Source organism: Mesobacillus sp. (genome assembly GCF_047739415.1).
Lineage (GTDB): Bacteria > Bacillota > Bacilli > Bacillales > Cytobacillaceae > Mesobacillus.
In genome coordinates this window covers 23,550-39,380 of the sequence record NZ_JBIQOE010000077.1, presented here as the reverse complement: position 1 = coordinate 39,380, position 15,831 = coordinate 23,550, and the positions used below count along the sequence as shown (strand labels likewise).

14 protein-coding genes are annotated in these 15,831 nt (G+C 44.2%); 3 read left to right on the top strand and 11 right to left on the bottom strand.

The window, feature by feature from the left end; translation table 11 throughout:
- The 5 genes from rlmD to ACH0QE_RS06860 form a co-directional block, all read right to left on the bottom strand.
- Positions 1–1,311 (bottom strand): 23S rRNA (uracil(1939)-C(5))-methyltransferase RlmD (rlmD, locus tag ACH0QE_RS06880; protein WP_415799966.1); only part of this gene is annotated, 1,311 nt, incomplete at its 3' end.
- Between the two features lie 15 nt (positions 1,312–1,326).
- A complete protein-coding gene (locus tag ACH0QE_RS06875; protein ID WP_415799965.1) occupies positions 1,327–2,187 on the bottom strand; it encodes a DNA-3-methyladenine glycosylase family protein in 861 nt (286 codons plus the stop codon).
- A gap of 318 nt (positions 2,188–2,505) precedes the next feature.
- Positions 2,506–3,315, bottom strand: a complete 810-nt coding sequence (pdaA, locus tag ACH0QE_RS06870; protein ID WP_415799964.1) for a delta-lactam-biosynthetic de-N-acetylase — start codon at positions 3,313–3,315, stop codon at positions 2,506–2,508.
- A gap of 108 nt (positions 3,316–3,423) precedes the next feature.
- Positions 3,424–4,977, bottom strand: coding sequence for a fumarate hydratase (locus tag ACH0QE_RS06865; RefSeq protein ID WP_415799963.1), 1,554 nt, complete (start codon positions 4,975–4,977; stop codon positions 3,424–3,426).
- Between the two features lie 244 nt (positions 4,978–5,221).
- The gene (locus tag ACH0QE_RS06860; RefSeq protein WP_167833282.1) at positions 5,222–5,407 is read right to left on the bottom strand and encodes an SE1561 family protein; all 186 of its coding nucleotides are present in this window, start codon (positions 5,405–5,407) and stop codon (positions 5,222–5,224) included.
- A gap of 181 nt (positions 5,408–5,588) precedes the next feature.
- Between ACH0QE_RS06860 and ACH0QE_RS06855 the strand changes: the two genes are divergently transcribed.
- Positions 5,589–6,092, top strand: coding sequence for a DUF421 domain-containing protein (locus ACH0QE_RS06855; RefSeq protein WP_415799962.1), 504 nt, complete (start codon positions 5,589–5,591; stop codon positions 6,090–6,092).
- 43 nt (positions 6,093–6,135) lie between these two features.
- Here the strand turns inward: ACH0QE_RS06855 and ggt are convergent, their stop codons facing one another.
- The 5 genes from ggt to ACH0QE_RS06830 form a co-directional block, all read right to left on the bottom strand.
- Entirely contained in the window at positions 6,136–7,821 is a 1,686-nt protein-coding gene (ggt, locus tag ACH0QE_RS06850; RefSeq protein WP_415799961.1) for a gamma-glutamyltransferase, read from the bottom strand.
- A gap of 133 nt (positions 7,822–7,954) precedes the next feature.
- Positions 7,955–8,743: a YtxH domain-containing protein gene (locus tag ACH0QE_RS06845; RefSeq protein WP_415799960.1), complete on the bottom strand. Its 789-nt coding sequence runs from the start codon at positions 8,741–8,743 to the stop codon at positions 7,955–7,957.
- A 327-nt stretch (positions 8,744–9,070) separates the two neighbouring features.
- On the bottom strand, positions 9,071–9,904 hold the full coding sequence (locus tag ACH0QE_RS06840; protein WP_415799959.1) for a YfkD famly protein: 834 nt from the start codon (positions 9,902–9,904) through the stop codon (positions 9,071–9,073).
- Between the two features lie 156 nt (positions 9,905–10,060).
- Entirely contained in the window at positions 10,061–10,678 is a 618-nt protein-coding gene (locus ACH0QE_RS06835; RefSeq protein ID WP_415799957.1) for a YczE/YyaS/YitT family protein, read from the bottom strand.
- A gap of 259 nt (positions 10,679–10,937) precedes the next feature.
- Complete coding sequence (locus tag ACH0QE_RS06830) at positions 10,938–11,324, bottom strand: OsmC family protein (RefSeq protein ID WP_415799956.1); 387 nt, start codon at positions 11,322–11,324, stop codon at positions 10,938–10,940.
- Between the two features lie 162 nt (positions 11,325–11,486).
- On the opposite strand from ACH0QE_RS06830, the gene ACH0QE_RS06825 reads away from it, so the two are divergent.
- Positions 11,487–12,665, top strand: a complete 1,179-nt coding sequence (locus ACH0QE_RS06825; protein ID WP_415799954.1) for an MFS transporter — start codon at positions 11,487–11,489, stop codon at positions 12,663–12,665.
- 15 nt (positions 12,666–12,680) lie between these two features.
- Here ACH0QE_RS06825 and ACH0QE_RS06820 read toward each other — a convergent pair whose 3' ends face one another.
- Entirely contained in the window at positions 12,681–13,619 is a 939-nt protein-coding gene (locus ACH0QE_RS06820; RefSeq protein WP_415799952.1) for a DMT family transporter, read from the bottom strand.
- 194 nt (positions 13,620–13,813) lie between these two features.
- On the opposite strand from ACH0QE_RS06820, the gene ACH0QE_RS06815 reads away from it, so the two are divergent.
- A complete protein-coding gene (locus ACH0QE_RS06815; protein ID WP_415799951.1) occupies positions 13,814–15,733 on the top strand; it encodes a heavy metal translocating P-type ATPase in 1,920 nt (639 codons plus the stop codon).
- The last annotated feature ends 98 nt before the right edge of the window (positions 15,734–15,831 follow it).

The window sequence follows — 15,831 nt, the reverse complement described above, 5'->3', positions numbered from 1 at the left end:
CAAATAGAATCTGGCGTGTTGGACTCCGTGCTTTTCGGCATTCTTTTTCGCATCCTCAATTGATTCTGGAATGACGTCCATTCCGCGAACCTCGCCAGCCTGATCGGCCATCCACAGTCCAATGGTCCCAACGCCGCAATATGCATCAACAAGCTTTTCCTTATTAGTCAGCATGGCAGCTGATTTTGCTTCATTGTAGAGTTTTACAGTCTGTTCAGGGTTCAGCTGGAAGAATGTACGAGCCGACAGTTCAAATTGCAGGTCGCCCAGTGTCTCCTGGATAAAATCGCTGCCTTCCAGAGTCGCTGTATCATTTCCGAAGATGACTGATGTCTTTTCCCCATTAATATTTTGCACAATTGAGTTAACCTCAGGAAGCCGTTTTTTGATTTCCTGTATGATGATATCCTTTTTCGGCAGTTCTTTCTTGGTCGTGATCAGGACAATTTGCAGTTCGCCAGTCTGGACTCCTGTTCTCGCAACAATTGTCCTCACAAGTCCCTTGTGCTTTTTCTCATTATAAATCGGAATTTTCAAATCCTGAAGAATGCCTTTTACCACTTCTGTAGCTTTCGTAGTTGCCGGATGCTGGACAGCGCACTGCTCGATATTGATTAAGTTGTGCGAATTTAAGCCATATAGGCCTGCAAGCACTTTTCCGTCCTTTTCGCCAACTTGGAATTGGCTCTTGTTCCGGTAGCCCCATGGATTCTCCATCCCAATCGTCGGCCTGATTTCCAGCTCGTCGATCTTGAGCTTTGTATGGCGCTCCAAAGCCTGGATGACAATGTCCCGTTTCTCGTTGAGCTGTTGGTCATAGCGCAAATGCTGTAGCTGACAGCCACCGCACTGGTCGTATACCGGGCAAAGCGGCTTGATCCGGTGCTCTGATTGTTTACGGATTTTCTTGATTTTCGCCTCAGCAAACTTAGGGTGGACCTTTGTTGCCTCCGCAACGATTTCCTCACCTGGCAGCGCGCCCGGCACGAACACGACCTGGCGTTTGAAATAGCCGACGCCTTCACCATTAATGCCCAGTCGCTTGATTGTCAGCGGGAAGGTCTGCTTCAGCTCCAATTTTGCTGCTTGCTGGTCTTTTTGCGATTGGTGGCCTCTTTTCTTATACTGGTCTTTGTTATGAGGCCCTTTTTTGTGCTGGGCTTTGCTTTGTGGCCCTTTTTTCATACCCTGATCAGGTTTGGTATGCAGGTCCGTTTTAGTTTGCTTATCTTTTTTGAGGTACTTATCTTCTTTTAAATGCTGATCTTTATTTTTGCGCTTATCTACTTTTATTTGCTGATCTTTTTTCATAAAACTTCACTCCAATTATTCAATGCTTCTCCATAAATAGAGCGAAGCATAGCTTAAATAAGGGTTCCACGGGTTTTTATACTTTTCCATCTGTGCTGGAGTCGGCTTTTCCTCCAGATTGAAATATTTTTTCAACGCATTTTGGATGCCAATATCCCCCATTGGGAACAGATTCGGCCTTCCGAGTGCAAACATAAGAAAGTTTTCAACAGTCCATGGACCAACTCCGCGGATCTTGATCAATTCCTGGGCAACTTCTGCATCAGGCTTTGATTTCATTTTCTCAAAATCAAGCTGTCCGGACGCTGCCAGTTCCGCGATGCCGATCACATACTCTGCCTTCCGTCCGCTGAATTGCAATTCACGCAGCTCTTCAACCGTAAGCTGCGCCACTTTTTCAGGCGACGGATAAAACCAGATGCCGTCAAGCTCCTCACCGTATGTTTTTACAAATCGTTCTGTCAGTGTAAATGCAAACTTCAAATTCAGCTGCTGATGGATAATACTTTTGATTAAACTCGAAAAGGGATCAAATTCCAGGACCAGCGGAGTGCCATAATGTTCATTGAACAAACTCTTTAACTCCGTCGTCTGGAAATGTTCATGAATATGGATCAACTTCACATTCCATTGAAAAATTTCGGTTAAACGCTGTAACGTCATTTCTTTGTCGTGATCGGCACGGATAAGGAATTCGGGATCCTCCAGAGAACCTGTTCCGATGACTTCTGCGACGATTTTTTTATTTTTTAAAACAAGCGGCACCTTCACCATTCGTTTTTCCATATCAACTGAATGCAAAGGATCGAGCGCCAGCCTGCTTAAAGCAAGATCAAAATCATATGGCCCGGAAAATGCCACTGTTTCTTCCCACATATACTAACCGCCCTTAAGTATTTTTCCCGTATTATAGCATTTTTGCAGGTTTTTTTCGAAAATAGTATAGATTACGGCTCTAATTTAACAAAAAAGATTTGAATTTCAGGGGGATAATTTGCGCTTTCAATTTTTATTGGCGGAGTTCACAATTTTATTGGCGATAATTTATTTTTATTGGCGAAAATCACAGTTATATTGGCGATAATTTTATTTTATTGGCGAAATTTCCATTTTATTGGCGAACTGGAAAAATCATGTCAGTTTTTCCAATTATAAAATCCCGGCACCAGAAAATATGCCGGGACTAACTACATACTAGTACAACATCGGATCCTTCATTCCGCCTTTGCTGAGCATCAAATCATCAAGGCTTTTAAATTTGTAGCCTTGTTCTTTCAAATCCCTGATTACTTTTCCAAGGGCATCGGCGTTGTCCTTTGATACGGTGTGCAGCAGCAGGACTGCGCCAGGATGGATTTGCGTCATGATTTTATCATATGAATATTGCGCGCCTTTTTGCTGGTCAGTATTCCAATCAACGAAGGCAAGTGACCATAATACATGGATATAGCCAGCTTCCTTCGCAACTGCCATCGTCCTTTCGCTGAATATCCCGCGCGGCGGCCGCAAATAAGTCATATGCTTTTTCCCAGTGATTCTTTCCGTTTCTGTCCTGACCATTTCGAGTTCCTTTTTAATCTTCTCATCACTGATCTTCGTCATATCCGGATGGTGCCATGAATGATTGCCAATGATATGACCTTCATTTGCCATCCGGGCGACAAGTTCTGGAGCACTTTCAAGATAATGTCCCGTCACAAAGAATGCCGCGGGAACTTTCTCTTCTTTTAAAATATCGAGGATTTTCTCGGTATAACCATTTTCGTACCCATTATCGAACGTTAAATATATTTCCTTCGAATTCTTGTCACCTTTATAAACTGCTCCATGGTCCTCAAGGATGACCTCAAACATCCTGCCTGCATCTGCCTGCCTTCCGTTTCGGCCCTTCTTGAAGCCCCAGTGCATTGGTGAGTTAGAGTTTTCCTCCGCACCCGTTGTCGCCGGCAAGGTAATCAAGAGCAGCAGCGCCGACGCTAGCAATACTTTAACAATCGTCTTCATGATGTTCCTCCATTGATGTTTTTCCTTAGTGTTTGTCAGCGTGTGAAAAAAATTCTTATAAATAACAAAAGGAGACTCGCCCAAAAAGCGTGTCTCCTTTCATTTATATTACTTATATACTCGATCAGCGAATTGTGCCAATTTTTCAAGGGATGATTTTTCAACATCCTCGTGCAGGCTGTTTCCGTGTGAGTCCATCGTGACAACGGCTGTAAAGCCTTCTACTTTCAAGTGCCACATTGCTTCAGGGATTCCGAAATTCATAAGGTCAACGCCCTCTACGGATTTGATGCAGTCAGCGTAGTACTGCGCTGCGCCGCCAATTGCATTCAGGTAAACACCACCATGTTCTTTCAAAGCAGCGAGCGTCTTCGCTCCCATTCCGCCTTTTCCGATAACAGCGCGGATGCCGAACTTCTTCATAATATCGCCCTGGTAAGGTTCTTCACGAATACTTGTTGTCGGTCCTGCCGCCTTCACATGCCAGTTGCCTTCCTCATCCTTGAGCATAACTGGCCCGCAATGGTAGATGACCTGGCCATTCAGGTCAACTGGCGAATCATGGTCTGACAGATACTTATGGATTGCGTCTCGGCCGGTATACATCATGCCGTCAATCCTGACAACATCTCCAACCTTCAGTTCACGAATCTGTTCTTCAGTAATAGGAGCTGTCAGCGTAACGACATTCTGTTCAACTGGTGCTTCAACTGCTGCAGCAATTTCCTGGGCTGCAGGCTGTGCGAAGTCAATCTTCTCGCCTTCCTGGTACATCCACTCCTGGATCTCTCCACTTTCAGGATTCACCGCTACACCTAGACGGCGGTATGCCCAGCAATTGTACGCCACAGATACATAGAAGCTAGCAGGAATACGGTTCATGACACCCACTTTGCAGCCAAGAAGGGTAGTTTCGCCGCCAAAGCCCATCGTGCCGATTCCCAGCTTGTTGGCATTTTCCATTACATATTCTTCAAGGTCGCGAAGGTCCTCATGCGGATTGACATCGTCAACCGTACGGAACAATTGCTCTTTCGCAAGGTCGTAGCCGGAAGAACGGTCGCCGCCGATACCAACGCCGATGAAACCAGCACTGCAGCCTTGTCCCTGAGCCTGGTAGACCGAGTGCATGATGCACTTGCGGATACCATCCAGGTCACGGCCAGCGCGTCCAAGTCCTTCTAGTTCCGCTGGAAGGCTGTACTGGATATTTTTATTTTCACAGCCGCCGCCCTTTAAAATCAGGCGTGCGTCGATATAATCTTTTTCCCATTGCTCGAACTTGATGACAGGAGTTCCGCCGCCAAGATTGTCGCCGCTATTTTCCCCTGTCAGTGAATCAACGGAGTTTGGACGCAATTTCCCATCCTTCGTTGCCTGCGCAATAGCATTGTAAATCGCTTTTTTCATTTCAATCTGGTTCGCGCCAACCGGAGTTTTGATTTTGAAGGTTGGCAGGCCTGTATCCTGGCAGATTGGCGATACATTGTCATCAGCCATTTTAATATTATTTGTGATCGTATCAAGGCTCATCGCCGAACGGGTTCCTGCGTTCTCGCGCTCCGCCGCCGTCTTGATCGCCCTGCGCACATCCTTCGGCAGGTTCGTGGATGTTTCAACAATCAGCTGGTACATGCTTTCCTGAAACTTTTCGATATTCATCTGACTACCCCTCTCCCCTTGTCTTTCTAGCTCTTTATATGTGAAAATTTTATAACAATTTCTCCGATATCATTATACTCCTATCATCCAGTCTTTTAAAGATGAATGTGGAATCGTTTACAAGGAAAAAGTTTGTAAAAGGTCTTTTTTCATACCCAAAATTAACTATCAACAGGTATTCAAATATTCGGAAATTAATACATGGTAAAAAGACAAAAAAAAGACCTCATTAAAAAGGTCTTTTTTACATATCGCGATGCTTGAATTCTCGGCATTTCGCGTCCATTTCTTCAACGATCTGAATCATGCGGTCGATATCCTCTAGGTCAGTTTCTTCCGGATCAATTGCTTCAAGCAACTCAGCAAACATATCCAAACGCTGTTTCAAGAATACAACCTGCGTATTTTTATCATTTATCGGATTTCCCAAATTTTTTCGCTCCTTTCACTACCTTTAACATCCTACCTAAAAATGGACTGATGTGCAATATTACCGCTAATATTAACATCTAGTTTGAAATTTGGCTTATTCAATACTATTGGATAGTATTCCCCCTTCTCCATATGTTTGTCCTTGCTTTTTTAGGAAAAAACATATATGAGGTGATTAAATGTTTTTTAACTCATGGGATAATATCTGGCGAACATTGATTGTTGGTGTGCTCGCCTATACCGGTCTCGTTTTTCTGTTACGTGTATCCGGAAAAAGAACACTTTCAAAAATGAATGCTTTTGACTTAATCGTAACAGTTGCGCTCGGGTCTACGCTGGCAACGATTTTATTAAATAAAAAAGTGGCGCTAGCAGAAGGAATTACCGCATTTTTCATTTTAATAGCACTTCAATATGTAGTTGCCTGGAGTTCCATCCGTTCAGACGGCTTCAAGAAGCTAATCAAATCAGATCCAAAATTGATTTTTTATCAAGGGAGATATTTAAAAGAAAATATAGTAAAAGAACGTGTATTGGAAGTTGAAATTCTCCAGGCGGCACGATCAAGCGGAATTAATTCGATGGATCAGGTAGAAGCCGTTGTTCTCGAAACAGACGGCAGCATATCCATCATTAAAAAATCAGATTCGAAGACCAATACTCTGGATAATGTTGATAAGTAAAAGAAGCAGGCTGAATTATTACAGCCTGCTTCTTTCTATCTCGTTATTCATCAAGCCCGGCAGCCTTCCCTTCCCGGCTTGAATCAGCCGCTCCGTATATGAGCCCTTTTTCACGATCAATCTGGATAGCCTGCACGTTGCCGAGCGGGAATGGTCCATCGGCGAACTCGAAGCCCCTCGATTCCATTTCCCCTTTCGCCTCCATGCTAATTCCTGACTCCCAGCCAATGAGCGGACCTGTACTATTAAAAATCCTTGGTTCTTCAATAGCTTCTTTAAGGTCCATCCCAAAATCAAGAACATTGACGATTGTTTGGAATACCGAGCCAATGATCGTCGGTCCACCTGGAGAACCAAGTGTAAGCACTGGTTCATCGTTCTTGAATACAATCGTTGGCGTTTTGCAGCTCACCGGACGTTTGCCTGGCTGAACCTCATTCAAGCCGCCAGGGACCGCATCGAAATCAGTCAATTCGTTGTTTAAAACAAATCCGTGGTCCTTGACCATGATTCCTGAACCAAACGGATGCTCAACGGTAGATGTGCAGGCGACAATATTTCCCCATTTGTCCATGACGGTGAAATGAGTCGTTTCACTTCTCTCCTTTTCAGGCTCGAACGGCTGGCGCACCACGTTTATTTCTTTTCCATCCGTATAAGCCCATGGGTTGCCGAAGTCGACTGCATCATTTCTTCGCTCGAAATCAATCAGCTTGCGGCGATCTGCAAGATATTCCTCACTGAGCAATCCTTTTAACGGAATTTCGCCAAACTCAGGATCGCCTGCAAAAGCGATTTTATCTGAAAAAGCAATCCTCATTGCTTCTGTAAATAAATAATATTTCTCCCATGATTTCGCATTATACTTGCTGAGATCAAAGCCCTCGAGCAGCTTCAAAATTTGCAGCATCGTTGTTCCGCCGGCACTTGGCATATTGGATGAAGCTATTTTATAATCCCTGTACGTTCCCCAGACAGGTTCATCAATCGAGATCTCATAATCTCTGAGATCAGACATCTCCATGATCCCGCCTAGTTCTTTTAACGTAGAGATAATCGCTTCACCAATCTCACCTTCATAGAATGACTCGATCCCATCACGCTGAAGAATGCGGAATGTTTTCGCAAGGTGCTCTTTCTGATAGACGTCCCCTTCTTTAAGGGACTTGCCTCCCGGCTGAAACAATTCTTTGGCATGCTCGCCGAGACGGTAATCAAAGGTATTAAGGATTTCTTCCATCACCCAGTTGACCTCCACACCTTTCTCAGCTGCCTGGGCAGCCGGTTCGATCAACTCCGCCAGCGGTTTCGTCCCATATTCCTTCCTTGCTGCTTCCATTGCTTTAAGAATTCCCGGGACACCTACTCCTGTGGCATTTGTCGATCTCACTTTAAAAGGGACAACATCTCCCTTTTCATCTAAAAAAAGGTCCGGATGTGCCGCTTTCGGTGCCCTTGTATGGCCATCAAAGATTTTCGTTGTCTTGCTTTCGGCATGATAGACCATAAAAAATCCACTGCCGCCGATGCCGGTCATCATTGGTTCGCCGACATTCAGTCCAAATTGGATAGCGATGGCCGCATCAATCGCATTGCCGCCTTCACGGAGAATCTTCTCCCCGGCATTTGTGGCGATCGGGTGCGCCGAAGCCGCCATTGCAATTTTACCCGTTGCTGTTTCTCTATCATAATCACACTTGCTAGAGCGTGGTTTAAATTCTTTATCCATTGACAATTTCCTCCCTATATCTGCTTGTATTATTAAATACCCCTTCAAGCAAGATAGAAAACAGACAAATATATGGGATTAGTGACAATAAAAAACCAGTCCTGGGAAATAGGACTGGTTTTCGAGTCTAATATTATCGGTTGTTATCATTTTTCTGGTTTTCAGGCGATACCGTGAAGGTGTTGGAAGTGTTTCCTAGACCTGTTGTATCAGACGGTTGGCTTTCCATGCCTGTAGCATATGCATCAGCGGCACCGTTCGAACTTGAGTTTGAAGTGCCTGAGTCAGATGCAGAGCTTACAACAGGGTTGTCCATTGCAACTGATCCTGCCTCCTTCACTTTTGAGCCGACTTCCTTGAGCTCATCCTTTGCATCCATCACTGTATTCATAGCTTCCGAAGAATTGGATTTTGCCTCATTCACCTTGCTGAATACATCATCATTCAGGCGCTGGTAAAGGTTTTGAGCATCACTGATTGCCTCCTTTAAAATGCTGGATGCTTCCTTAAAGCTGCTCATCATTTGGTCCTTTACGTCAGAAGGATTGTTTTTGACTTCGCTGAATACGTTCATGGAAGTGTCTTTTGCATTGACTGCCTTATCCTTCACCTTTGAGCGAGTGTTTGAATCAAGCATTGCCATTGCACCGCCGATTGCAGCGCCGATAAGGACTCCCTTCATGAGCTTGCCGTTTGACGAACTTGAGTTATACGAGCTTACTCCATAACTGCTAGAGTAGCCGCCCATTGAATTATTGTTTGAATACGTATCACCTGAAGTGCTTGCGTATGTTGTGGTACCAGTTGTAGTATCGTATGAAGCGTTCTCTGTTGAAGACGTGTAAGTGTTGTTGTTCAAATTGTATGAATTTGAATTGTTACCCATTGAGTTTTGGTTGTTTGGCAAGATATTTTTAGACATAATATATTTCCTCCTTTTAATGTTTGGTGTTTTATTTTGTTATGTCTAACTAATTCCCGGCCTGGACAACCGTTAAACAGGATATATATACCTTTTGTCAAGAGGGAAAAATTACTAAAGGAAAAGCGCAAGCGCCTTGTTCAGCCCCGACAAGCGCTGGAGGGCCGACCAGTGAAGTCGTTCTTTGACTTCATTGGGCGGACAGAAGCGACTCGAGGGGCTAGGCGCTGGAGCTGGACAATTCTCGAAGTGAGATTTAATACCTTCCTATTACGAAAAAAATAAGCCTTACTCCTTTAAAAGGAATAAGGCTTTCTTCTTGCTTATTTATCTTGGTCTTTCGCTGGATACAAAACCGAAGCTAACATGGTCCTGAACCGGAATCCAGGCACCAATTCCCTGCGAGACAACATTTTTGACGACGATGAATTTCTTGCTTCCTTTTAACATCAAATAGACCTCACCATATGTCACCTTGCCCTTTTCATTTATGGCTGGTGCGTAGGCATAAAGGTATCCGAGGCGTTTAGGCTGGATATTATAAATATGGTCTTTTTTCGTTCCGCCGCCGACAATTGTTTCAAACGCAAGCGGCAGTCCTGTTTTCTTTGCTGCTTTTAAAAGCATCATCTTTTGCACATCTTCCGCATTCTTGATTTTTGCCGTCAAGCCGCCCTTAACAACCTTTTGTTGCTCCTGAACATAATGGATTTGATATATAGAATTCCCACCGCGATTATCATAGTAGTTCGTATTAATTTTCTGGAATTCCCAGTTCGGAGAAGTCTCACTAGATACGTAATTCAACGGCCATTCTCCAAGATATACAATCGCACGATAACCGATTGCAAAAGGTGTGCTGTTAATAGTCGTTTCATTCAGCATACGAATTAAATCCGGGTTCTCAATCTTCACTTTTGATGTTTTGATCAAGTTCTTCGTAAGTTCGCTTGGCTGAAGGAAAGGCAAGTCCTCCGTTGGGTTAGGGTAAGTGTTGTCCTTCGTGATATTCATGACAGAATTCGGAATGGTATACTTTGCTTTTTCAGCCTGCTTTGGCTGAGGAGCTTTTTTCGCCTTTCCTTCTTCAGCATAGCCAGTCGCTAAAATGGACATCATGAAAACCAACGTCATAACAAGGATAGCTGCTGCTTTTTTCATTGGTGTTGTTTTCTCCTTTCACTACAGGAAACTTATAAGTTTGTTTATAGTGTTTTCGGAGTTCACTAACTTTATCCAAAGTTTAAGACGCTTTTCGGAAACTTTGTTGTTTTGCAGACATAATGAAAGGCTCTGTTTAGTGACAGAGCCTCAAAATCATCGTGCAGCAGTAATTAGCTTATTATAGAGTTTTTCACAGTAAGGGTAGAACAATTGAATCAGCGGGCCGATCGCAAACGTTACTATTAATGTTCCGATGCCGATTGGTCCTTTAAAAATGAACGCAGCAGACAAGGCAAATACTTCACCAAGCGTTTTGGCTACCATCAGATTGAGACCGAACCGTTCCCTTAATGCCATCATGAAATTATCGATAGGAATCAACGGGAATTTCGGCTGGAGGTAGACCGCCAGTCCGAAGCTTAGAGCAACCATTCCCAATACAAAGACTCCAAATTGCTTTGCATAACCGGCAACTACCAAGTCGTCGAATACACGCAAAAGCCAGAAGTCAATCAGCACACCGGTGATGAGCAGCGTGATAATCGCAGCTAAATCCGGACGTCTTTTTACTAGAGCCGCATTGACGAAGATCATGACAATCCCAACAATCACAACCCAGCTTCCAGGTGTCAGCCCCACCGTTTTTGATAACCCGACATTGAGTGCATCCCAGGCACCTGTTCCCAATCCAGCCTTAATGGTCATCGATACTCCAAAAGATAGAATAATTAACCCAATGATGTAAAATAGAGTGCGATAAACAAATGCCATATTCTTATTCTCCTTCTTATATAACCGTTCTATTAAGTATTATTATTGGTTGAGCCTATAGGTTCTATAAAGATTGCTACTTATTAGACACCTCACAGGCTAATCCAGTTTGAAATGTCTAATGCCCGTTGGAATTTAATTTTAACAGCGAAAAAAGAACCCTGTCCTCCCGGAACAGAGTTCATTGTTTCTATTATATTAAAACAGTTAAATTCCAATACTCATTATAGCATATTGTCCAAAAGGTGTTTTAGAACATTTATTGAACGATTTCAAAGGTTTCTTCTACCTCGATGCTGTTAATGACTGATTGGACCATCGAGCAATTCTTCCTGGTCAATACCATTGCCTTCTCGATTTTCTTTTCATCGAGATTGTTGCCGCTAATGCGGAAATGAACGGTAATCTTGCTTACTCTGTTCGCTTCTTCTTCAACACGTTCTGCATCAGCCTGAATATGGATATCCTTGATCTCCATCCTCATTTTTTCCAGTACCTTGCGAAGAACTCCGCCGCTGCATACCGCAACTGATGACACGAGCAGCTGGTATGGTCTGAAACCATATTGGTCGTCACCAGCAACATCCATCCTTCCGAAGCCTACTTCTGTAAAAAAACCCACATCCGGTTTCATTTTGAATTCCATGTTACTCTCCCCTTATTGCAACATTAAATAATGAAGTTAATTTTTAGTAATACCATGAGATTACACTATTTTCTCCGTAATATAAAATAAAAACCGTTGCACATAAAATTTTAAATCGTTAACATCTAAAGAGTATTAAGTACTTAGGGAGATTTTAATATTATGAACATAAGCATGAAGCTTCGTTTCTGGATTTTGGTCAGCATAGTCGCCATTTCAGGATTTTCGCAGGGAATGCTGCTTCCGTTGATTGCAATTATTTTTGAACAGGATGGTGTGTCGTCATCGATGAATGGCTTTCACGCTACAGGCTTGTATTTAGGAATATTGATTGCTTCCCCATTAATGGAAGCTCCGCTCCGCAGGTTTGGTTACAAGCCCATCATTCTCATTGGCGGCTTTACCGTCGCCATTTCGTTAGCTCTATTTCCATTATGGAAGTCGTTTTGGTTCTGGTTTTTGTTAAGGCTGGCAATCGGCGTTGGTGATCACATGCTTCACTTTGCGACACAGACATGGATTACTTCCTTTTCACCTAAGGACCGGCTTGGAAGGAATATCTCGCTCTATGGATTGTTTTTCGGACTCGGTTTCGCCGCTGGCCCGTTGATGACTGGTTTAGTAAAAATAAACACGACCCTTCCTTTCATCCTTTCCTCTGCGATCAGCCTTGCTGCCTGGCTGACCGTCTGGCTGCTGAAGAATGAGCGACCCGAACATGACACTGACAGCAGCTCATTCTTCGGGACAATGAAAAGGTTTGGAAAAGTATTTAAATACGCCTGGGTAGCGTTTTTGCCACCGTTTGGCTATGGATTTTTGGAAGCGAGCCTTAACGGCAATTTCCCTGTCTATGCCATGAGATCTGGCATCGGTGTCGATGCTGTCGCACTGTTGCTGCCTGCCTTTGCCATCGGGGGAATCCTCTCACAGCTTCCACTTGGAATATTGAGCGATAAACTTGGAAGAAGGAATGTATTAATTGTAGTCACGTTATCCGGCTTCGTTTCGTTTACCGCCGCTGGTTTGCTCGAGAATTCGACAACCGGACTGCTCATTTGCTTCTTTTTAGCGGGAACGCTTGTAGGGTCGACGTTCTCACTCGGCATCAGCTATATGGCAGATCTGTTGCCTAAACAGCTGCTGCCGGCAGGCAATCTAATGTGCGGCATTTTCTTCAGCTTTGGGAGCATCAGCGGCCCATTCATTGGCGGGCTGGCAATACAATGGCTTAAAGGCATCAGTTTCTTTTATGTGATCAGCACGATGCTGCTATTGATTTTCATCGCTCTTGTAGCGGTTCGCCATGAAAGTTCTTCGCACCAGGCAAATACTATTTAACGCAAAACAGCCTCCCTATTCCGCAGGGAGGCTGTTTCTTTTCCGTGCAGGCCGGTTGACAAGGACGATTCCGACCACCACAAATATTAATCCGGCTATGACAAAATAATGTAAAAGTTCGTCTAGTAGGATTGATGATAAAATCACACCGAATACAGGGACCAGGAACAGGTACAGTGACACCTTGCCGACCTGGTTGAACTTCATGACATTGTTCCATAAGATAAAGCCTGCTGCTGAAAGGAATGCCAGATAGAGAAGCATCAAACCGGACTTAAGGTCGAAATCAAATGGAGCAATACCGACTGAAAAAGCTCCAATCGCAATCAAACCAAGCGAGCCCAAAATCATCTGGTAAGCTGTTAAATAAATGACCTCCATCTTTCCGCTTCCCTGCTTAGCGAGTATATTTCCATAAGCGCCAGCCATCATCGCTCCCATCAGCAGGATTTCACCGATACCAAAGCTGATTTCATAATCTCCATTTGGCCAATTCGCGAAGATGACCCCGGTGAATCCGACCATCAATCCTGCAACCTTCAACCGGCTCATCCTGTCATCTGGATAAAGGAAATGCGCAAGCAGGATCTGGAAAAAAGAAGTTGTCCCGGCAATGATGGAACCCTGGATTCCCGTTGAATAGCTTAGTCCAATATAAAACAGGACATATTGTAGGAACGTCTGGAACAGGCCAATTTTCAGAAGAGACTTTGTTGTCTCCGGCCTGAATTTCATATTCCTTTTTAAAAGGAGGAACATGAACAGGATCAGCAGCCCGGCAAGCAGGAAACGGTATCCTGCAAACAGCATTTGTTCACCCATTTCTTCCGGCTTGATATCAAGACTGATATAGCTCAATTTTATAAATGGGAAGGCACTCCCCCATAGGAGTGTCGCCGCAGCGGCCGAAACAGCAATTCCAAGCGGGTGTGTAAAAAAGTCTTTAGTTGTCATCAAACTATCTCCTTAGACAAACGCAATTATTCTTTTAAAAAGCATATATTGTATGGTAACATAATAGTGAACACAATATGTATCTTTTGACTTGGATTTTCGCTGTCACCAATCTGGTGGCAGCTTTCGTGTTTTTTAAGGGTAATGATTGTGATTATTAGTATCATTTAGAGATTTTAAAGGAGGAGAAAAGGATGGCACAGGGAGCAAACGCGTTAGCAAAACAGAACTCGGTCCCAGAATTAAGCTTTTTTGAAAAAATCAAGCCCCACGCAGAACTGATTGCCGCGAGCATTAGCGGAATCCTGATTGCGGCTGGCTGGATTTTGAACAAAGGAGATTCAGAAACAGCATCTGTCATCGCTTTTATCCTGGCTTATGTAATTGGCGGTTTTGCAAAAGCGAAGGAAGGCATAGAAGCCACAATCGAAGACAAAGAATTGAACGTCGAGATGTTGATGATCTTTGCTGCGATTGGCTCGGCCATTATCGGATACTGGACAGAAGGCGCGATTTTGATATTCATTTTTGCAATGAGCGGAGCGCTTGAAACGTATACGATGAACAAAAGCCATAAGGAAATTTCCTCTTTGATGGAGCTGCAGCCAGAAGAAGCATTGAGAATATCAGATGGCGTGGAAGAAAGAGTGCATGTTTCAGAACTGGAAATTGGTGATTTAATTTTGGTGAAACCTGGTGAAAGGATTCCGTCCGACGGAAAAGTGGCCAGGGGTCAGACGACGATTGACCAGGCAGCCATCACCGGGGAATCGATTCCCGTTTCAAAGGATTCAGGCGACGATGTATTTGCTGGTACAGTCAACCTGACCGGTTCGCTTACCGTTGAAATCACAAAACGAAATGATGAAACACTGTTTCAAAAAATTATCCAGCTTGTCCAGAACGCTCAAAGTGAAAAATCTCCTTCCCAGCTGTTCATCGAACGGTTTGAGGGCACTTACGTAAAGGTCGTTCTGGCAGTGGTTGTGCTTATGATGTTCGTTCCGCATTATCTGCTGGGCTGGAGCTGGACGGAGACATTTTACCGCGCCATGGTCCTGCTTGTCGTCGCTTCCCCGTGCGCACTCGTTGCCTCGATCATGCCTGCTACTTTGTCGGCAATTTCGAATGGCGCGAAGCATGGAATCTTATTTAAAGGCGGCGTCCACCTGGAAAACCTGAGCCACCTTAAGGCAATTGCGTTTGATAAAACAGGAACATTGACAAAAGGTAAACCTGAAGTAACAGATTTGATCGTGGCTGATGGACTGGATCGCGATGAAGTGCTGCTTAAAGCGGCGTCGATTGAAAGCCATTCAAACCACCCTTTGGCCAACGCAATTGTAAAACACTCCAAGGAGAAGCTTGGTAAAGAGCTTGTGCATCCAGAGAGCATCGAGGATGTATCAGGCTGGGGCGTGAAGGCTCATTTTGAAAATGAGGATTGGAAAATCGGGAAAGCTGACTTTGTCGGAAGGACTGAAGCTGAAGCATTTTCCGGAGGCGCTGCGGTAGAGCTTGCAGCTGAGGGAAAAACGATTGTTTTTATCGAACGGAATGGGCAGCTTGCAGGTTTGATTGCTTTGAAAGACGTTGTCCGTGAAGAAACAAAACAGGCAATCGACCTGTTGAAATCAGAAGGCATCTACACCGTCATGCTCACAGGCGACAGCCAAAATACCGGAAAAGCAATCGCTGCCGAAAGCCATGTGGAAGGATATATTGCTGAATGTCTGCCCGAAACAAAGGTTAACGAATTGAAGAAATTGAAAGAACAATACGGCCAGGTTGCCATGGTCGGAGATGGCATCAACGACGCCCCGGCACTAGCAACCGCGAACGTGGGAATCGCAATGGGCGAGGGTTCCGATGTCGCCCTGGAAACAGCGGACGTCGTGTTAATGAAAAACGACCTGCCAAAGATCGCCGAAGCCATCAACCTATCCCGCCGGATGAACCGGATCGTCAAGCAAAACATCGTCTTCTCCATCCTGGTGATCATGGTGCTGATCGCATCCAACTTCCTGCAGCTGCTCGACCTGCCATACGGCGTCATCGGACATGAAGGAAGCACGATTCTGGTTATATTGAATAGTTTGAGATTGTTGAAATAAAACGAAGCTCCTGCTGGTTAATCCGGTAGGGGTTTTTAATTTATTTAAACGGGTTTTTCAGGTTTTAACAGTAACATTTATTTCCGTAACACAATAAA